Below are 16,158 nucleotides of genomic sequence, written 5' to 3'. Positions count from 1 at the left end.
CAATGCAGCCCACTTATTTTTCCAGCTCGTATCGAGGCGCTACGAGCGGGGTGCAATGCTCGTCACCTCCAACCGCAGTGTCGGAGAATGGGGAACAGTGTTCGGCGACCCCGTCGTGGCAACTGCTATCCTTGATCGGTTGCTGCATCACAGCCACGTCATCACAATCCGTGGCGACAGCTACAGGCTACGAGAAAAGCGCCGTAGCGGGCTTCTACAGAAGTCCACGACGGCAGCCGGTATGGAGAGTAGCTAAACACCCTTGGCGGACCAGATTTGCGTGTCGCCTAAGGACCAGTTCACGATGACGCTTGATACGCTTCAACGGCCTCTTGTCGGAAACACCTAAGCTTGGAGCGCCTACCGCGCAGGCGTTTCGAGAACTACTACAAATCCGCTAGATAGGCATCCTCGCACGTATCAATATTACTCGCGTTGTTACTCTTTGCGTGGTCGAAGATTTAGAGTAAGTCAAGCACACAATAAACTTAAACGAGTGTTGGGAGGGGCTATGGCTGAAAAGGTGGGATCCGTCTGGCGTCGTTGGGATCTTCATATCCATTCGCCTGGGACTAAGTTGTCCAACAGCTATCACTCAGGCGCTGCTACTGATGAAATTTGGAATCGCTACATCGATTATCTCGAAAGTGCTGCTCCGCATGCCTACGGCCTCACGGACTACTTTTCGTGCGATACGCAGTACACCGCTATCGAAAAATATCGGGCGCGCTACCCGAACGGCACAAAGGTCTTTTTTGTCAACGTAGAAGTCCGGCTGTCCGATGCCATCGATGCCAAAGACAGAAGCCCTAACCTACATATTATTTTTGACAACGACGATACCCAGTGCTCCCGCCGCCAGATCGAGCAGTTTTTGCTTGAGCTGAAAACTAAAGGTGACAGCGCGAGCGGCGCCCGTATCCCGTGCGCCCATCTCGCAAGCATCAAAGATTATGAATCGGCGTCCGTCAGTTTCGATGATGTGCGGGACGCCCTCGATGCCGTGTTCGGCATCGCCAAGCCCTATCTGTTGGTATTTCCAGCCAAGAACGACGGCGTAAAGAGTGCTGATCGCGGTTCGCCACGCAAACTTTTACTTACCGACAAAATTGACAGTGGCTGTCATGCTTTTTTCGGTGATGCCGAGAGTGGGGAATATTTCCTAATGACCGATCGCTACGGGGAAGGTAAATCCGAGCCGAAGCCGGTAGTTTCGGGAAGCGATGCCCACTCGTTTGAGGACCTTGAACGCCTTGAGGGCAACGTCGTCAATTTTCCGCCAACCTGGATTAAGGGTGAACTGACCTTTCGCGGTCTTCAGCAGATCTGCTTCGAGCCGTCCTCGCGCGTTTTCATCGGCGCGGAACCGCCGGTCGAGCGGCGCAAGGCGCAGCAGCCGACCAAAATCCTGACCAGGCTACAAATCAATCAAGTTGTCGGTTACGGCGGAGAAAACGGCAGCTGGTTCCGACGGGTCGATATCCCGCTGAATCCGGAACTCACGGCCATCATTGGCAATAAGGGCAGCGGCAAGAGCGCCCTAGTCGACATTATCGGCTTGCTCGGCGAGAGCCGCCTTGATGACTTTTTCGGCTTCCTCTCGAAGGCGTCCGACAGCAAGAAATTCCGTCGCAAGGGCTATGCCGAGAACTTTGAGGCGGAAATCACCTGGCAGAGCGGCAAGACCACCAAAAAGACGCTGAACCAGAACGTGGATCGCACCAAGCCGGAGACCGTGCGGTACCTACCGCAGAACTATTTCGAGCAGCTGACGAACGAGATCGAGATCGAGAAATTTCGCCGTGAGATCGAGGACGTTGTGTTCTCGCATGTCGAGGAAACCGATCGAATGGGCAAAGCCTCCTTCGCGGCTCTCGAGGATCTCATGACGCAGGAGAGCCGGAACGAGACCAGTGCGCTGAAGGTCAGGCTGCGCCAGCTCAACATTGATATCATGGGTCTCGAGGCGCGCGCTGACCCCCAGTTCGTCAAGACATTGTCAGCTCAGCTGGAGGCCAAACGCGAAGAGTTGCGGGCGCTTGATGCCACTAAACCGGCGGAGGTTGCGAAACCGGAGGTGGCGACGGAGGAAGAGAAGCAGCAGGTCGAACAGCTTGAAAAGCTTGCCGCGATGTTGGACGTCCTGGATGGGCGGGAGGCTCAGACGGTCGACCTCATCGCCCACAAGAAGCTTCGCTTGCAGCAGCTTGTGACCCTCACCGAAAGTGCGCAGGCCATCGGCCGGGCGGCCGATACTGGAAAGGAAACCTTACGCCCGGTGGCCGGCGAACTTGGCTTGGATATCGACGCCATCATTAGGTCCGAGATCGATTTGACCAGCGTCCAGGCCCAATCGTCATCCGTGAAAGGGGAGGTGACGGCCCTCGAAACCGCCACCAATCCTGCGTTCACGCTTGAGTTCGATTTCGGCAGCTGTATCAGCCTTCTCGATATCCGCGCGGCCCATGTTTTCATCCAGAACACAGTCGAGGCTTTGCGTGAGCAGTTGGGAACGCCCGAGCGAAAATATCAAGCTTACCTCGACAAACTTGCGACCTGGAACAGGCAGAAGACTGCAATTCAGGGAACGGCGCCCGATCCCCAGCCGGAAACCATCGTATACCTCGAGAAGCAGATCGCTTTCATCAAGGACAAGCTGGCCCAGGAAATCGCGACGGCGCGCGCGACCCGCAAGGAGATTGCGGGAAAGATCTACAGCAGCAAGAAGAAAATCCTGACATTCTATACGAACCTCAAGACCAGCGTCGAAGCGAAATTGCAAGCCGTCGGGACGAAAGAGTTCTCGGTTGAGATCAACGCCGCCTTCGTACCCAACCGAAATTTTCTCGAGAGCCTGCTGCAGCTTATCAAGAAGAATCGGCGAGGACCCTTCTACGGAGCGAACGTGAATGATCCTGCCATCCGCCAGCTGGAGGCGGACATCAAGTGGGACGAGTTCGAATCCATCTACGCCTTTGCCGAAGACACAGTCGCACGCATGAAGGCCGGCGACGGACAAGGCGCGTTCGCATTCGATGAGCAGGTCAACGACCCGCGAGAATTCTATCATTTCCTCTACTCGCTCGAATATTTCGCGCCGTCGTATGAGCTACGCCTCGGCGGTAAGAACCTCAACGAGCTGTCGCCGGGAGAAAAGGGTCTCCTCCTGCTTGTGTTCTACCTTCAGTTGGATCAGGACACGACGCCGCTCATCATCGACCAACCGGAAGACAATCTCGACAATGAGAGTATTTTCGCGATCCTTGCGAACTGCATCCGTCAGGCCAAAAAGTCACGCCAGGTCATACTGGTGACGCACAACCCCAATTTGGCGGTCGGGGCGGATGCGGAGCAGATCGTCTGCGTCAAGCTTGATAAGGCGAACCAGTACAAGTTCACCTATTCCAGCGGCGCGATCGAAAATCCTCATATCAATGAAAGAATCATCGCCGTACTTGAAGGATCGCAGCCTGCGTTTGTAAAACGGAGGCTAAAGTATCACATCGCGTAGGCCCTTGGGCAGACATCGCGTAAGCGCCCGTCGACTAATGTCTTTTGCCCCCGAAAATCGCGAGCCGCAAAGTGCGTATGGAAAGAGCCTCTGCGCGCCGGAGGTGCCGGGCTGGCATCTCACAGACCTATTGGTCGAAGAGGTCTGGTGTAAGATCATCGCGGCCGCGTCCCAGGCCTTCACCGAGATGCAGGCACCAGTGCTTCGTTCTCGACAGCCCATGTTTGCCTTCAAAGTGTGCCCAGCCACTTTTTTTCATGTGAACGCTGACGATCTGTGCGCCGCAGTGCGGGCAGGGATGACGATAGCTGCCTTTCTTGCTTCTTTCCTCGACCCCGCGGCAGACGATTGTGCTGCAGACCGACGTCACCTTGCCTGATGCAAGACGACGCGGATGACCCACAAACGCTATCAGGACTGAGCATCCTGCCCCGGCGGCGAGGGGAGTTCCCTCACTCGAAAGACTTACTTGCCAGTTCAAGGCGGCTATGCCTTGATTGCAACTGTAGCGGGCGTGGCCCTGAGTCTAAAACGAAAAGCAGTTTTGATGCAGCAAATGCAACCTCAGAAATTCCGTCATCCTATTATTAGAGGACTTTCATTATGTGCGCATTCAAGTTGACCATCTCATTTCCGGCCGGAAAAAAAGAAGGGACATTAACTTACGAAGGGACGGGAGGACCCATATCTGCCACGTGTTGGTGGGACGTCTCTCGTATCGACGACGGTACCTATCCGGAATGTTCACGAACAAAAATGGATGAATATAGGGTGGACTCGATATTCATTGCGAACGCGAAGGTGAATGGAAGGGTGGTAAACAATCGATTTGTTCATCACGGAGAAGGTCCTGGAAATTCAAGGGGTTGCATTGCGGTAGAAACCGACAAGATCGGCCGGATCCTTAATAACATCACTCCCAAAAATGCTAAGAACGTCGAAGTCATCATTAAAACCGGATAAGGCCGGGCTGTTGCTGAGCGCCGACTATAGTCGTGCGGGTTCGCCGCGCACGTTCGCAAAAGCAGCATTTCATTCGCTTCGCTCGGCGGCAATTTGATCGGAACGAAGACGCAGCTCGGCACCTTTCGAACGGCGGACCGCTTTGCATGAAAATGCGACCATAGGTCGTGGTGGGCGCCTACATTTAGTTCAGTTCAAGTAGAGAGTTTGCACCGAAGAGCGTGGGCTCGGTATTTGGGCCAATACATCGTCCACGGCGCCGTCGGCCCTCTTCAAATCCGCGGCAACGTTAAACACAGTGCCGCGTTGCGCGAGGCGCAAAAGAAAAATCTGCGCATGTGTAAAGGCAGGTGAGCCGTCGATCATAGCATCGATTTCGGGGACATACTGACGCGCAGCGGTGCGATCGAGATGGCGGAAAGGTTGAAGAGGCTCACTCAGTTCATCAGGGTCTTCCGGGCGTTTGCCGAAGCTATGGAAAAAGCGGACGGATTCTCGCGAGAAATGGCGAGGGCCCGTCACGATCGCCATCACAAGCGATGTCGTTTCGAATAGGCCGGTTTCGTCGGATGCGACCAACCGAAGTTGGGGCTGAGACAAAGGAGGCTCGCCAGGCACGGCCAGCAGACGCAAGACGTTTTTCAGATCTTTGGCGCTGCTAACGCCATCAGCGCTAACCGCCGTAAACGTGACAAACTCAAATCCCGCTTGGTGGGCAGGTACCACGATCTCTACATTTCCGGCTTCGACCTTAGTAACCTCGGGTCGGTCGACACGGAACGCTTTGCTCAAGGCAGTTGGAAACGCAGGATCATCGCGAAACAGGGGATCCAGCACAGTCGAGATCAGGAGCGACCTGATATCAGGATCCCGGGCCTCGCGAATGAGACGCAGAAAATCCTCCACGGCTGAATCCTTAATGCCCTTAGCCTCAATGATCTTATCAAGGACGACCAGTTCACTTGCGCGCCACACGTGATAGCCGACCACCACGGGTCCATCTCCGGCGTCTGGGAAGGGAAGACTTGCGCGGCACATGCCTGTCTCGCCCAGCGGCAGGCTGGTAAAGGTGACTTTCCGGGGTTCGGGCGTGAGAATCGGCGGTCGGGGATCACGCACCAGGCATTGGATGAACGGCAGATGCGTTTGACTCCATATTTCCGCTGTCAGGGTCTCCTCAGCGGTCGCCACTACGCGCGCCATCAGCCTTTGCCCTTTGGGGCGGAGTTTCAGAACCTTGTCCGCCGTGCCAAGTTCGATGGTGATCAGATACTCCGCGATACTGGGAGTGCCGGGATTCTGATACAAACGCTCAACCCTGTTGTCGGGAAATTTTCCCATAGCGGGCAGGTCGGGTGCGCCATATTTGTCGAAAGTGATCTCGAATATAAAGTCGTTCTGGCCCGCGTATGCCGGCACCGTTTCGAAATTGTAGTCGTCCGGCAGCGGCGGCTTCCTCATTGTTCGCTCGGGGGGAAATGTTGGTATGGCGGTGGTTTCGGCTAAAGGCTCCAATTTCAACCCGATGCGCGCGCGATGCATCGTTCGTAGGGACGAGTCCCACCCCAGGCGAAACTGGAGGAGTGGCGTCCCGTCGGCCTTGTACACAACTTCGCCCGACGAAAGGAACGGAGCGCTGATTCGCCAAAAATCGAGTGGGATCTTCGGCGAACTTGGCGCGACCCAGCGGCCAAAGCGATCGCGCGGAAAGATCTTACAGCTTAGTTTTCCGACCTTGCCATTGGGCAGGTCGAAGGAGCCAAGGTCGATGCGCGGAACCTTGTTCTGTGGCTCCGTCGTTTCCCCCGGCTCCGACACAATGAACGTTTTCGGGATTTCCACGGGCTTTCCGGACGTGTCAGGCACGGACTCCATCGCAAAGTTAAGGACGCCGCGGTCACCGACAGTGGCGCCAAACGCGTGTAGAGCAGGCATCCTTTGTCTGAACTCCACGAGCACGTTTCCTCTGGCGGGCTGATCTGTTTCCTCCGGCTGACGGATCATCGCCGTCCGTCCTATCATCTCAACCGGTTCGTTCATCGGGAGATCGAGACCAGCCACTGCGACCTCGGTTCGCTTCACAACGTTCCCGTTGCCATCATTGTCCAGAAAATGACCGACGATCCGGTAAAGCGGAAACGGAAGGTATCCTTGCCTTAGCGCTCGATAGACCTCGTCGGTCGACTGTACCGGTCCGTCTGCCGGCTTTGCATCGGCCGGCAGTGTGACGCTCTGCCCCAAGCTCAAGGCTTCGATTGGACCCTGATGCGCCAATATCTGATAGGCGCCCGCAGCGTGCACTGACAGATGTTCGTTATGGTGCGATTGCTCGATTGACCAATCAGGTTTCTCGAGGGCGTTCTGTAAATCTCCAAACAGCTTGACGATAAGATCCGTTGCAAACACTCGATCAGTTACGAAGGTCGGAGGCTCGGCGTGCACTTCCCAGAGCGTTTTCTCCTGAAGTGGATCGTCAGCCGGAACCCGGCCGCGCTGGGCCCTTGCAAGGCAATCGGCTCGCTGACGCACTAGCAACGCCTCTTCTGGAGCTAGAGAGGCATGTTCCAAATAGCGTTGTCCGTCATAAGGAAAATGCGGATCCGCTGCGGCGTTGGCGACCCCTGGACCAACTCGCGCCAGCTCGTCCCAATCCCTGTTTTCTAGCAAGAGATCGTCAGGAACCACAAACCCGACAATGTTCTCGACCACGAGATCAGCTGTCGTCTTTATGGCGTCGATCCAGGGGCCAAAGAACACACACGACCGAGAAGTGCCTGCCTCGATCAATAAATGGGAGCCGGCAAGTTCCTCATCGGTTGCATTCGTGGCATAGAGCGCCACCGAGGTGTTTGCCTTGACTTCAAAACCGATGATTAGAAAGCCGCATTCGGCAGGCGGGAGGCTCCAGCCGTTTTCACGCTTGGGCCGGAAGCAGTGTCCATTGCTCTTGTCGAATTTGAATCTGCCTTCGAAGGCCTGGAATGCGACCTCCTTGAGGTACCCGTCGGTTCTGTTGCAGATACCAATTTCGTAGTTGGCGTTGGGAAAAGCACTCCTCTCGGTGGGAACGACAGACCATCCGATTGTCGCGAGCATACCAGCGGATTCGAAGGCGGCCGCGATTGCTTTTGGATCACTTGTAGTGCCATCGGCGAATGTCGACTGTGGGTCGTATGTGTACGGGAACAGGCCGGTGCGACCAAAAATGCGATCGGAAATGATCATTTTATCCCCTCAAGAGAATTCTATATGCGTCTCCGGTATCACGCCCTTGAAGGGCAGATAGCGTGGCGCGACCTCGTGAATGGCGAGCCGGACGTGATCGAGATCGACGTCGGCATCCGCATCGGCTAGGAATGCAACGACCGTCGTCCCGCTGGTGGAAACAAAAATCGATGAAATTCCAACGCTGCCTTCGAGACGTGGATAGCGTGTCACAAACGATCCTAGCTCGAGCATGTCGGCGGGCTTTGGCTGGTCCGGGCCGCTTGCTTCAACTGCAGCGATCTTCGCTGATACGGTTTGCCGCATGATGGGCTCGCGCGACCGCAGCAGTATGGCGTGCGGAGCAGGCTCCGCGTCGGCGCTTCTCGGGCTGATTAGCAGGTAGGTCTCCGCCTCGGCGAGTTGGAAGAACCGGTCGCCGCAGTACGACGCGAGAATGTCTTCCAGCACTTGATCTTGGACAACGTTGACTACATCGTTTGACCGCGGTCTTCTCGAACTCTCGCCGATTTTGTCAGTGTAGGAGTCCGAGAGGAGGATGTCGGGTGCGACGTATTCGGTGTCGACGACAAGAGGCGTCGCAGCGGCAATAAGTGCGCCTTCGAAAGACTCGGATCTCTTTCCAATCAAATCGTCGAGAAGACGGCGTTTGACCGCGTAGTTCCGGAACAATTGCGCGGCCCCCTTCGCGTCGGCGAACAGGCCGGTGCGAAAGCTCCATTCGAAGAATACCGGTCGCTTGCTGCGCCCGTCTTCAGTGGGCCAAACGTTGCCATCATCATCCGTCAGTTCGATACGGACCGTATATCGACGCAAGGGCTTCAGCGACACGTTGATCCCAAGCCAGACTCCGGAATCAAGTTCCAGATTGCTGGTGTCGATGCAATGTAACCTTCCGGCAGCAATTGCCTCTCGTATAGCGCGCACAAGCGCCGACGGCAGCCCGTCGAAAAACTGGCGGTCGATTCCGACAGGCACGGTAATCTCATTCAAGAGGTCCGCGGGTGCGTATTTTTGGCCATCTCTCCAGTCGAAGTCACCTCCGGCGGAATCAACGCGGCCGCCGGTTTCGTCGACGACAGTGACCTTAAGTCTCAGATCCCTCCAACGGGCAAGCAGACGCATGAGGGCCCCCGATGCGATGGATACTCCAGGAGTGTGAGCAAACGGTAGGAGTTGACTGTTGTCTGTCGGGTAACTCGATATTAGGTACGGTCTCAGAGATAGAGGGGGCGCCGATGCTGTCTTAAACTTATAGATCTCTTGGGATCCCCCTGGCTCGATGCCGTTTCCGTTCGTCTCCCATTCTACTGCAACCTCGTATTCGGAGGCTGGATCGAGGACCAATTCCCTCGGCTTCAGGTAGTCAATGATCGCCGCCTTGTCGGCTTCACTCTTGCTGCGCTCGGCGGAATGCCGCACGATCTCGGGATGTCCCAGGAACCGTACCGCTCCAATGTAGAGAGGCATTGGCCCTGTTCTTCTGTCAAACCGATCTATGCGGAAGCCGCTCCAACGAACTCGGATTTCAGGCAGTCCTTCGGCAGGGACTTTGGCGGGGTCGATTACGAATTGTACGCGAGCCCAGGTGAGATTGCCGTAACCCGCCAATTCGCTAAGCTGAATAAATGCGGTTGAACGGGGTTGCCAAAACTCCGCGCCTTCATGGAATTTGTCGAGGTCCGCGGTCAGGACTTTAACGCTACCCTCACGAATGCCTAGATTCATTCCGAGTTGGACTACATCTTCACATGCTACGAGCAATTCGACAATTGGGGCGTCCGCACCAGCGGTTACGTCAATAGAGAAACCTTCCGAGGTGAAAACGAACTCTTGGCCGTCTGAGGCGGGCCAGTCCGGATAAAGTGCAACGAAAGAAACAACGCCGTCTTGATGTGGTTTAACCTCGATCCGGCTGCGGTTGGGCGAGGTCGATGGCGCATGGTTAGTGCAAGTGATAGCAAAGGTTCCGACACTGGCGTTTCCAAGCTTGCTCTGGAGATCGCGGCAACGGAAATGGCCGGAAAATGGCATGGCTCTTTGGGCCCAGGGCGCCGCCTCGGCATCGATTGTTGTTGGATCCGGAAAGAACATGGAAGGTTGCGCGGGCACAACACTGCAGAGACCTTGATTCAAAGCATCGATCCACGCTTTCAGAACCTCGCTCGATGGTACGGCGTTCGGCGCCCCTATTGGCCTGGAGGTCAAAAGGCCAAGTCCGATCGGCAGCGCTTGTTGATTTCCGGATGCGAGGACATTTCTCAGCCATTGAGCCTTGGCTTTTGCGTAGTCGACTGGAACGTCCTGGTTGGGCGCGGACTTGCAAATCAGTGAAACGTTCTTAAGAGCGTACCCACCTTTCTTGGCTCCGTAGTTGAATTCGGTATTGGTTGCGGCAGGGCCGAGCACTCCCAGGAAGCCCTTGGCGCTTTTCCTGTCCTCAGTCGATGGCGCCGCTACGAGAGAAACGGCGAGTACGGCGTCGAGCGGCACGTGGTCGGCCCCGGCCGCGATCGCTCCGCCCTCTTCCAGCTTGGCAAGAGTCTCGTCGATCTTGCCGTCCATCCCCTGTCCGCGCAGAGCGAAGTCAGTGCCTGCTACGATGTTCACGGCAGAGACTAGAGGAGGGATGGCGATCATGTTTGGCGGCGCATCTCCAAGTCGCACATGGACGGATCCGCGGATAGTCGAAAACAGGATCTTTATCGAGCCACTTGCCCAACCGTGGATAGAGAGCAGCTTCCCACGATCTTCGCTGTCGCAGTATTCCAGCTTGAGCCCGCTCGCGAGTCCGACCCCGCCAATAAACAGGAAAAGCTCTCCCCCTAGCGTAATTCCGCCAGCGACGTAGAGGTTTTTGCTGATCGAAACCTGGACGAGCGTCTCGACGAACACGCTGAGATATACGCCGCCCTTGCCGATTTTGCCATGGGTGCGGGCTCCCATGGCCACTGCCAACCCCTGGAGGGTGCGACCGCCCTGGCTTCCGGGAAGCTTCTGAACCTCCAGGTCCTTGCCGGAAACCATGACATACCCGGTGGCACCTACATCCAAAATGCCGCCAAGCGACAGGCTGGCGCTAACGGGCTTGTCCTCACGCCCGACGTAGTAGTGCCAGTTGGTGAAATCCTGATAGGAAAACTGCGTGTCTATCGAGCCGTAGATTTTGACGAATTTCTCGAAGTCGAGATCGACCGAGGCGGCATAGCTGACTAGCTTGTCTGCAAAGTTTAATTCCAGGACACCGAGTATCCCTGTTGATATGTCGTCAGATTCAGTGACGGCCTGCTTGTTGGTTTTCGGCGCGGCGAATATTCTCGCCTTTGCAAACACGGTGACCGTCGGCCCAGGTATGGAATAGACGAACATCGTGTTGAGGTTGAGGAGTTGGTCGTCGGTCTGAAGTGTCGTCAAGGCTCCAAGACCAAAAGACCAGTTGTCATATTTCGGAACCCACAAGGGTTGTTTCGAGTATTTTCCTTTCGCGGTTAGGGTGCCGAAGACAATGCCTCCCGCTTCCCGCAGCCAATTCAGGCTTTTCGAACCATTGTTCGCAACGTCCTCCTCGTGGCGCACAAAGTGCTGGGCGTAGAGAAAGTCGGCGCCCTTGAGTTGAAGGCCGCTGCCGAATAGCGGGATCCCGGTGGGGAACTCGATGCTCGCTCCCGCGGCGACAGCCACATCGACGTTGTCAGCCTTCTGGACCTTCGCGAAACGGGCTTCGGCCGCGCATTTCAGGCCGGTCGAGAGCAGTTCAAGTTCGAGAAGCCCGCCAATGTCTCCGTCGGTTTCTCCAAAGGAAAGGCGGCCCAAACCTTTGAGGATGCCCGGAATTTCCAGACTTAGTTCCGAAGGACGGATTTTAAATTTGAGGTCCGGGCGCAGGATTTCGAAGTCGATCCGGACATCTCCGGCTTTGAGCAGTCCCAGGTTGAGGTTCAATCCAAGATCGAATCCCAGATTGACCGATGATTTCTCGATCCCGAACGAGATCCCCTTGAGCCCCAGTATGTTCTCGAATTTGCCAAAATCCCAGATCGAGTCATCCAAGACTTTCACGTCGAACGCGCTCTTGGGAACCTGAACCCAAGAGAAAAGGCTGGATTTAGATCGATACGAAATACCTGAATTCTCGACCCTGGCGCTCAAGGCCCGTTTCGAGCTGAATTCCACGGGGCTACTGGTGCCGATGTTAAAGAGCGTCTCATAGTCAAAGAGAAGCGCAGTTTCGCGCGGTGCATCCCGGGCCGCAGGCTGGCTTAGAAGACGTATGCCGGTCACGCGCATCTCGTCTGCGGTGATGACAGACTTGAAGAAGTAGCTGTCCTTGAAAGCAGCGCCGGCAAAAAGGGCGCCCAGCTCCGCGGCCACACCGAGCGAGACGAAGTTGTCGCGGCCTTCGCCGGACGGGGAGATGTTGTTCTTGGCCAGTTCGATGATCGGAGCGAAGGTCAAGACCGACGCCAAAAAGGTGAAAGTTGTGGCATCGAGATCCAGGTCGTCGGCCCGCAAGCAAGCGATCGGCCTGCCTTTAGCCGTGTCGGTCTCGACATCGACCATGTAGGAATCGGGGCCGGTACCACCGCCGGGCTTTGTCTTCAGCCGAAACGCAGCCGACAGCCCCTTCAGCCACATGTAGGGGTTCGTTCCCGGATCTCCCGCGGACACATCGTCGTCGAAGGTTGCGGACAGAGCGCATTCGCGGACGAATGAGTTTGCAACTGAGATCTTGAATTGCGCTGGCGGCTCGTCGGCAAGGAATTTGAAGAAGCTGTCTTGGTTCGACTTCGCGATCTCCCCCGTGCACGAGCAGTAGACCCCGATCGCCTGGCGGTCCGCCATGTCTCCACCCGCAAAGCTCAGGGCGACCAAGCTTTTCTTTACATCGATATCCGCCCCCATCGCACCGTCATCGAGCCAATGCGCGTGAAGACCGTTGAAGATGAGGCCGCGAAAATCCGTTGTGAGACCGAATTCGCGAAGCGTAGTTGATATCACTTCCCAGCGCTGCTTTTCTCCAGTGGTGGCCTTCTTGCTCGGAGCGACGGGCTTGTCGAGCACGGCGACGAGGGCCATTTTGGCGAACTGTCCGGAATCGAAATGCAGCCCGATACGCCCGGACTCGTGCACCACGCCGTTGAACCCTTTCGTACCGTCCGAAAGAAAGAACGACATGTCACGCTGACCTGGATCGCCTGCAAAATCAGCGGCTGTTCGTGGGTGGCCTCTTGTCGCATGATCCTCGGACGCGTCTTCCCAAATGGCTGCAAGGTCGAGGCGGCCAGTTAGATTACCTTCTTTCGGTTCAAGCGTTTTCCATTTTGGATCGAGGTTTTCATTCAGATCGATGCCGATTGGCGCCTCTAATTCGGCGAAGACCGCCTCGCTATCCCGGTTGCCTGCTTGGTCCATCGCTAGGTCTACGGCCAGGCCGATTTGCAATCTGGCTCCCGCGTTCGCACCCTCGAATACAAAGTCTTTGGTTACGCGAGCCGGGGAATAGCCTTTTTCGAACAGACGAAATTTAGGGTTCAAGAGGAAAAGGCGCACTTCAACCCGTGCGAGCTTCGACGCAAGAAACGCAAAGGTTACTCGAAAGAAGCAACGCTCGGAGTTTTGTCCGGGGTCGCGTGAAATCCGACTGGGATGCCCGAAAGACAGCCAGTCGGGGATCTGGACATTGGCAGCGTCTGCAGCGAACCAACCGCGTTCTGTATAGCTGTCGTCATCCGGGGCCGCCTCGATCTTTGCAAGCACCATGGGTCGAGCGCTGTTCAACGCTGCCGTAGTAAGCGCCTCGAACGCCGGAATCCCGTCTTCCGGGTACGTGGGCGTGAAATTCGTGACGCCATCGGATTTTTCTGTCGAGGTTTCGGTCAATTTTACCCCCTCGAAGCGCGCACTGAACCAGCGGCGCCCGCACTTGCTGGCCCCTGAAAACTTCTTCTTAAGAACTACTAAAACTTGAATGTCTGTATGCTAATCTACAATCCAGAAGCGATTGCAAGTCAAGTAGCCCAAAGTAAGAAATGGTTGTGGTCTGCGAGTTTTCGACTTCTAGAAAGCAGTCGACTTTGATTGAGCACCATTACCGACATCTAGAACTCGGCGGTATCGATCGCCAGCCCCTTCGACGTATGTCGATGGAACTATCGAAGCGGCTTGGTGCTGATGAAGCGCTAACGACGATGCTGCCCTATTCCAAAACTCCCTTCGGAGTACCGGTCGGCATACACCTTATCGGAACAATGAACACAGCGGATCGCTCTTTGGCCTCGATCGACATGGCATTGCGCCGGCGCTTCGTGTTCGAGGAAATCGAACCACAACCCGAAACCTTGGACGAGATCGAGCTTGCTGGAGTTAACGTAGGCGCACTTCTGAGCGTCATGAACGCTCGCATCGAGGCACTGCTCGACCGAGAACACAGGCTTGGTCACGCCTATTTCTTGCACCTCGAGGCCGCGGATGACGTCAGCCAGCTGAAACAGCTCTTCTCTCGGCGTATTCTGCCCTTGTTGAGGGAGTACTTCTTCGACGATTGGCAGCGTATCCGCCTTGGCACGATCCAATCGATATTGCCCCTCGTTCGTTTCAAGGAGCGCTCTATCCGTTTCAATTCTTCTTGGTTGCTGGCTAAGGTTGTCGACGAAACAACACTATGTGGCGTACTAAACGAAGTGAGCGAGCTATTGTTGGATGACAATACTCGCTACAATCTGTGGCAGGTCGTAAAAGTCGTCGCCGAAGACGCAGGCCCTGACAACAAGGCCTGGATTTTAAAGACCATCGAGCGCAACGAGACTCTTCTTTCCGGTAAGACCAACTACGGTCAAACCCTGGCGCTGATGGACGACGTGAAGAAAGCAGTTGCCGCCAACACAATATATGACCCCCTTAACGACGACCAGCGGAATGCCTGCCTTGCGCTGCCGAACATCGCTGACATACCCCTGCCCGCAAACCTTCAATAAAAGGATCGCTAACAACATCCGGGAACTCAAGGCGACCAGCAACGGTTGCTCGCCTCGGACAGCGTCGCGAGCAAGTGCACATGCCGTGGCGCTGGTGTGAATACGACGACCGGAGACGCCTGCAGAAATCGTCAATGGACGATCTAGATGGGAACTTTTAATGGTTCTTGCGTGGCTAGACCCCAGATCTCGTAGCAAAAAATTGCAACCGCGGCTATGCCAAGCAGATTTACCAAAGTCTGCAACGAATAGTACGTCATGAAAGAATCTCGTGGAGGAGTGTATCCACTTTGTCTTTCGGCCTCGATGAGCGGTCCAATTCTCATCGTCACGAAGAGACGCAAGGCCTGATACACAATCAGGATAACTGCAATCACCAGTGACGACGGCTGGGATCCAAACATGAAGTTGAAGACTGAGATCTCCGAGTAGGTTATCTTTGCATTCACCGGGTCTGGTATCTTATAGAGTATAAAAGCCTCGGCGAGTGACATTGTTTTGAAAATGTACAGCTTTAGAATTAGTATTCCGAAGTAGCTAAATGAAAGTATTGTATTAACTATCTGTGATATTGTCGAGTAAGAGCGGGCGAGGGCATTCCATTTATCAGACCTTGGTGTGAAAAATACTGAGCCAGATAAATTGTTCCTGTCAAATTCAACTGCGATGGCCTTGAGAAATTTAGCGAACTGAAAAGATGCACCGTCGAGAATGCATTCGGGCTCAAACTTCACGGATGAGAAGGTCGCGTGACTGAAATCGGCTTCTTTGATGTTCGAGCCCGCCTTGAATACGACGTGTTCGAACGTGGCGCCCGCGAAACTAGCGCCCTCCAAATTGGCACTTGATTGAATTATGACGTGTCGAAACACTGAGCGACCAAGATTAAACGCTTTTAAATCTAGCTCTATTTCGATTGCCGCTTGATCGTTGCCTTCAATCCTTGTCTGCTCGCAAAAAGCTTCGTTCGACTGCGACTTCTTCCGAAGATCGTCGACGCTCCGGGCGATCGCAAAATTCTCGGAAGGAACCGCATGGCGCCGACGGCGCTCCTCCAGTTGCGCTCTGCGTTCGAGCTCTCGCCGTAGGTTCTCTTCCTCCGCCTTCCTGCGCGCCAGCTCCCTTATCTTTTCGGCCTCTTGGGCGATTCTCAGGGCTTCGTCGGCCAGTCTGCTTTGTTCGTCATAGTAATTCGACATGTCCTCCTGAGTCGGCCAGCGGCCCAGTTTTCTTTGAAGTTGCCGGTGCAGCTTCATGTCTTCTTCGATCAGGGGGTCAAAGGGCGCAATCATTTGAGTCTCGTTATGGAACCTGTTCCGCGACCGGGCATGCGATTGCCCAATCGTTCTGAAGACGACGCTTCAAGTCAAGACGCCCAATTGGCCTAGGCCGTAAACTCATAAAATTGCTTGGTGTTTTTCGCGTGTCGTGATTCAAGGCTTCCGGATAAGGGAGGCTGTATGACGCGTCGCCGCTACGAACTTA

Annotated in this window: 6 protein-coding genes; 3 read left to right on the top strand and 3 right to left on the bottom strand. The window is 55.3% G+C overall.

Annotated features, from left to right (window positions below; translation table 11 throughout):
• Together BLU15_RS38205 and BLU15_RS38200 are read left to right on the top strand one after the other, a co-directional pair.
• The coding region (locus tag BLU15_RS38205; RefSeq protein ID WP_176960477.1) for an ATP-binding protein at positions 1-256 on the top strand (256 nt) is incomplete at its 5' end.
• A 255-nt stretch (positions 257-511) separates the two neighbouring features.
• Positions 512-3,511 (top strand): TrlF family AAA-like ATPase, encoded by a 3,000-nt coding sequence (locus BLU15_RS38200; protein WP_090302479.1) that lies wholly within the window; start codon positions 512-514, stop codon positions 3,509-3,511.
• A 1,152-nt stretch (positions 3,512-4,663) separates the two neighbouring features.
• Here BLU15_RS38200 and BLU15_RS38190 read toward each other — a convergent pair.
• Positions 4,664-7,699, bottom strand: a complete 3,036-nt coding sequence (locus tag BLU15_RS38190) for a hypothetical protein (RefSeq protein ID WP_090302475.1) — start codon at positions 7,697-7,699, stop codon at positions 4,664-4,666.
• Positions 7,700-7,708: 9 nt separating this feature from the next.
• Positions 7,709-13,579, bottom strand: coding sequence for a hypothetical protein (locus BLU15_RS38185; RefSeq protein ID WP_090302473.1), 5,871 nt, complete (start codon positions 13,577-13,579; stop codon positions 7,709-7,711).
• Positions 13,580-13,773: 194 nt separating this feature from the next.
• On the opposite strand from BLU15_RS38185, the gene BLU15_RS40540 reads away from it, so the two are divergent.
• Complete coding sequence (locus BLU15_RS40540; protein ID WP_244546960.1) at positions 13,774-14,673, top strand: 5-methylcytosine-specific restriction endonuclease subunit McrB; 900 nt, start codon at positions 13,774-13,776, stop codon at positions 14,671-14,673.
• A gap of 143 nt (positions 14,674-14,816) precedes the next feature.
• On the opposite strand, the gene BLU15_RS38175 is transcribed toward BLU15_RS40540, so the two are convergent.
• Complete coding sequence (locus BLU15_RS38175) at positions 14,817-15,965, bottom strand: pentapeptide repeat-containing protein (protein ID WP_090302471.1); 1,149 nt, start codon at positions 15,963-15,965, stop codon at positions 14,817-14,819.
• Between the last annotated feature and the right edge of the window lie 193 nt (positions 15,966-16,158).

Origin of the sequence: Ensifer sp. YR511, assembly GCF_900103045.1 — a bacterium.
Classification (GTDB): Bacteria; Pseudomonadota; Alphaproteobacteria; order Rhizobiales; family Rhizobiaceae; genus Ensifer; species Ensifer adhaerens.
Note: the sequence above shows the minus strand (reverse complement) of the source record. Positions and strands in the feature narration are given on the sequence as shown.

What these genes read in the sequence shown, in the direction of transcription:
- BLU15_RS38175 (WP_090302471.1), bottom strand. Translation starts at nt 15,965, where the DNA reads ATGATTGCGCCCTTTGACCCCCTGATCGAAGAAGACATGAAGCTGCAC.
- BLU15_RS38200 (WP_090302479.1), top strand. Translation starts at nt 512, where the DNA reads ATGGCTGAAAAGGTGGGATCCGTCTGGCGTCGTTGGGATCTTCATATC.
- BLU15_RS38190 (WP_090302475.1), bottom strand. Translation starts at nt 7,699, where the DNA reads ATGATCATTTCCGATCGCATTTTTGGTCGCACCGGCCTGTTCCCGTAC.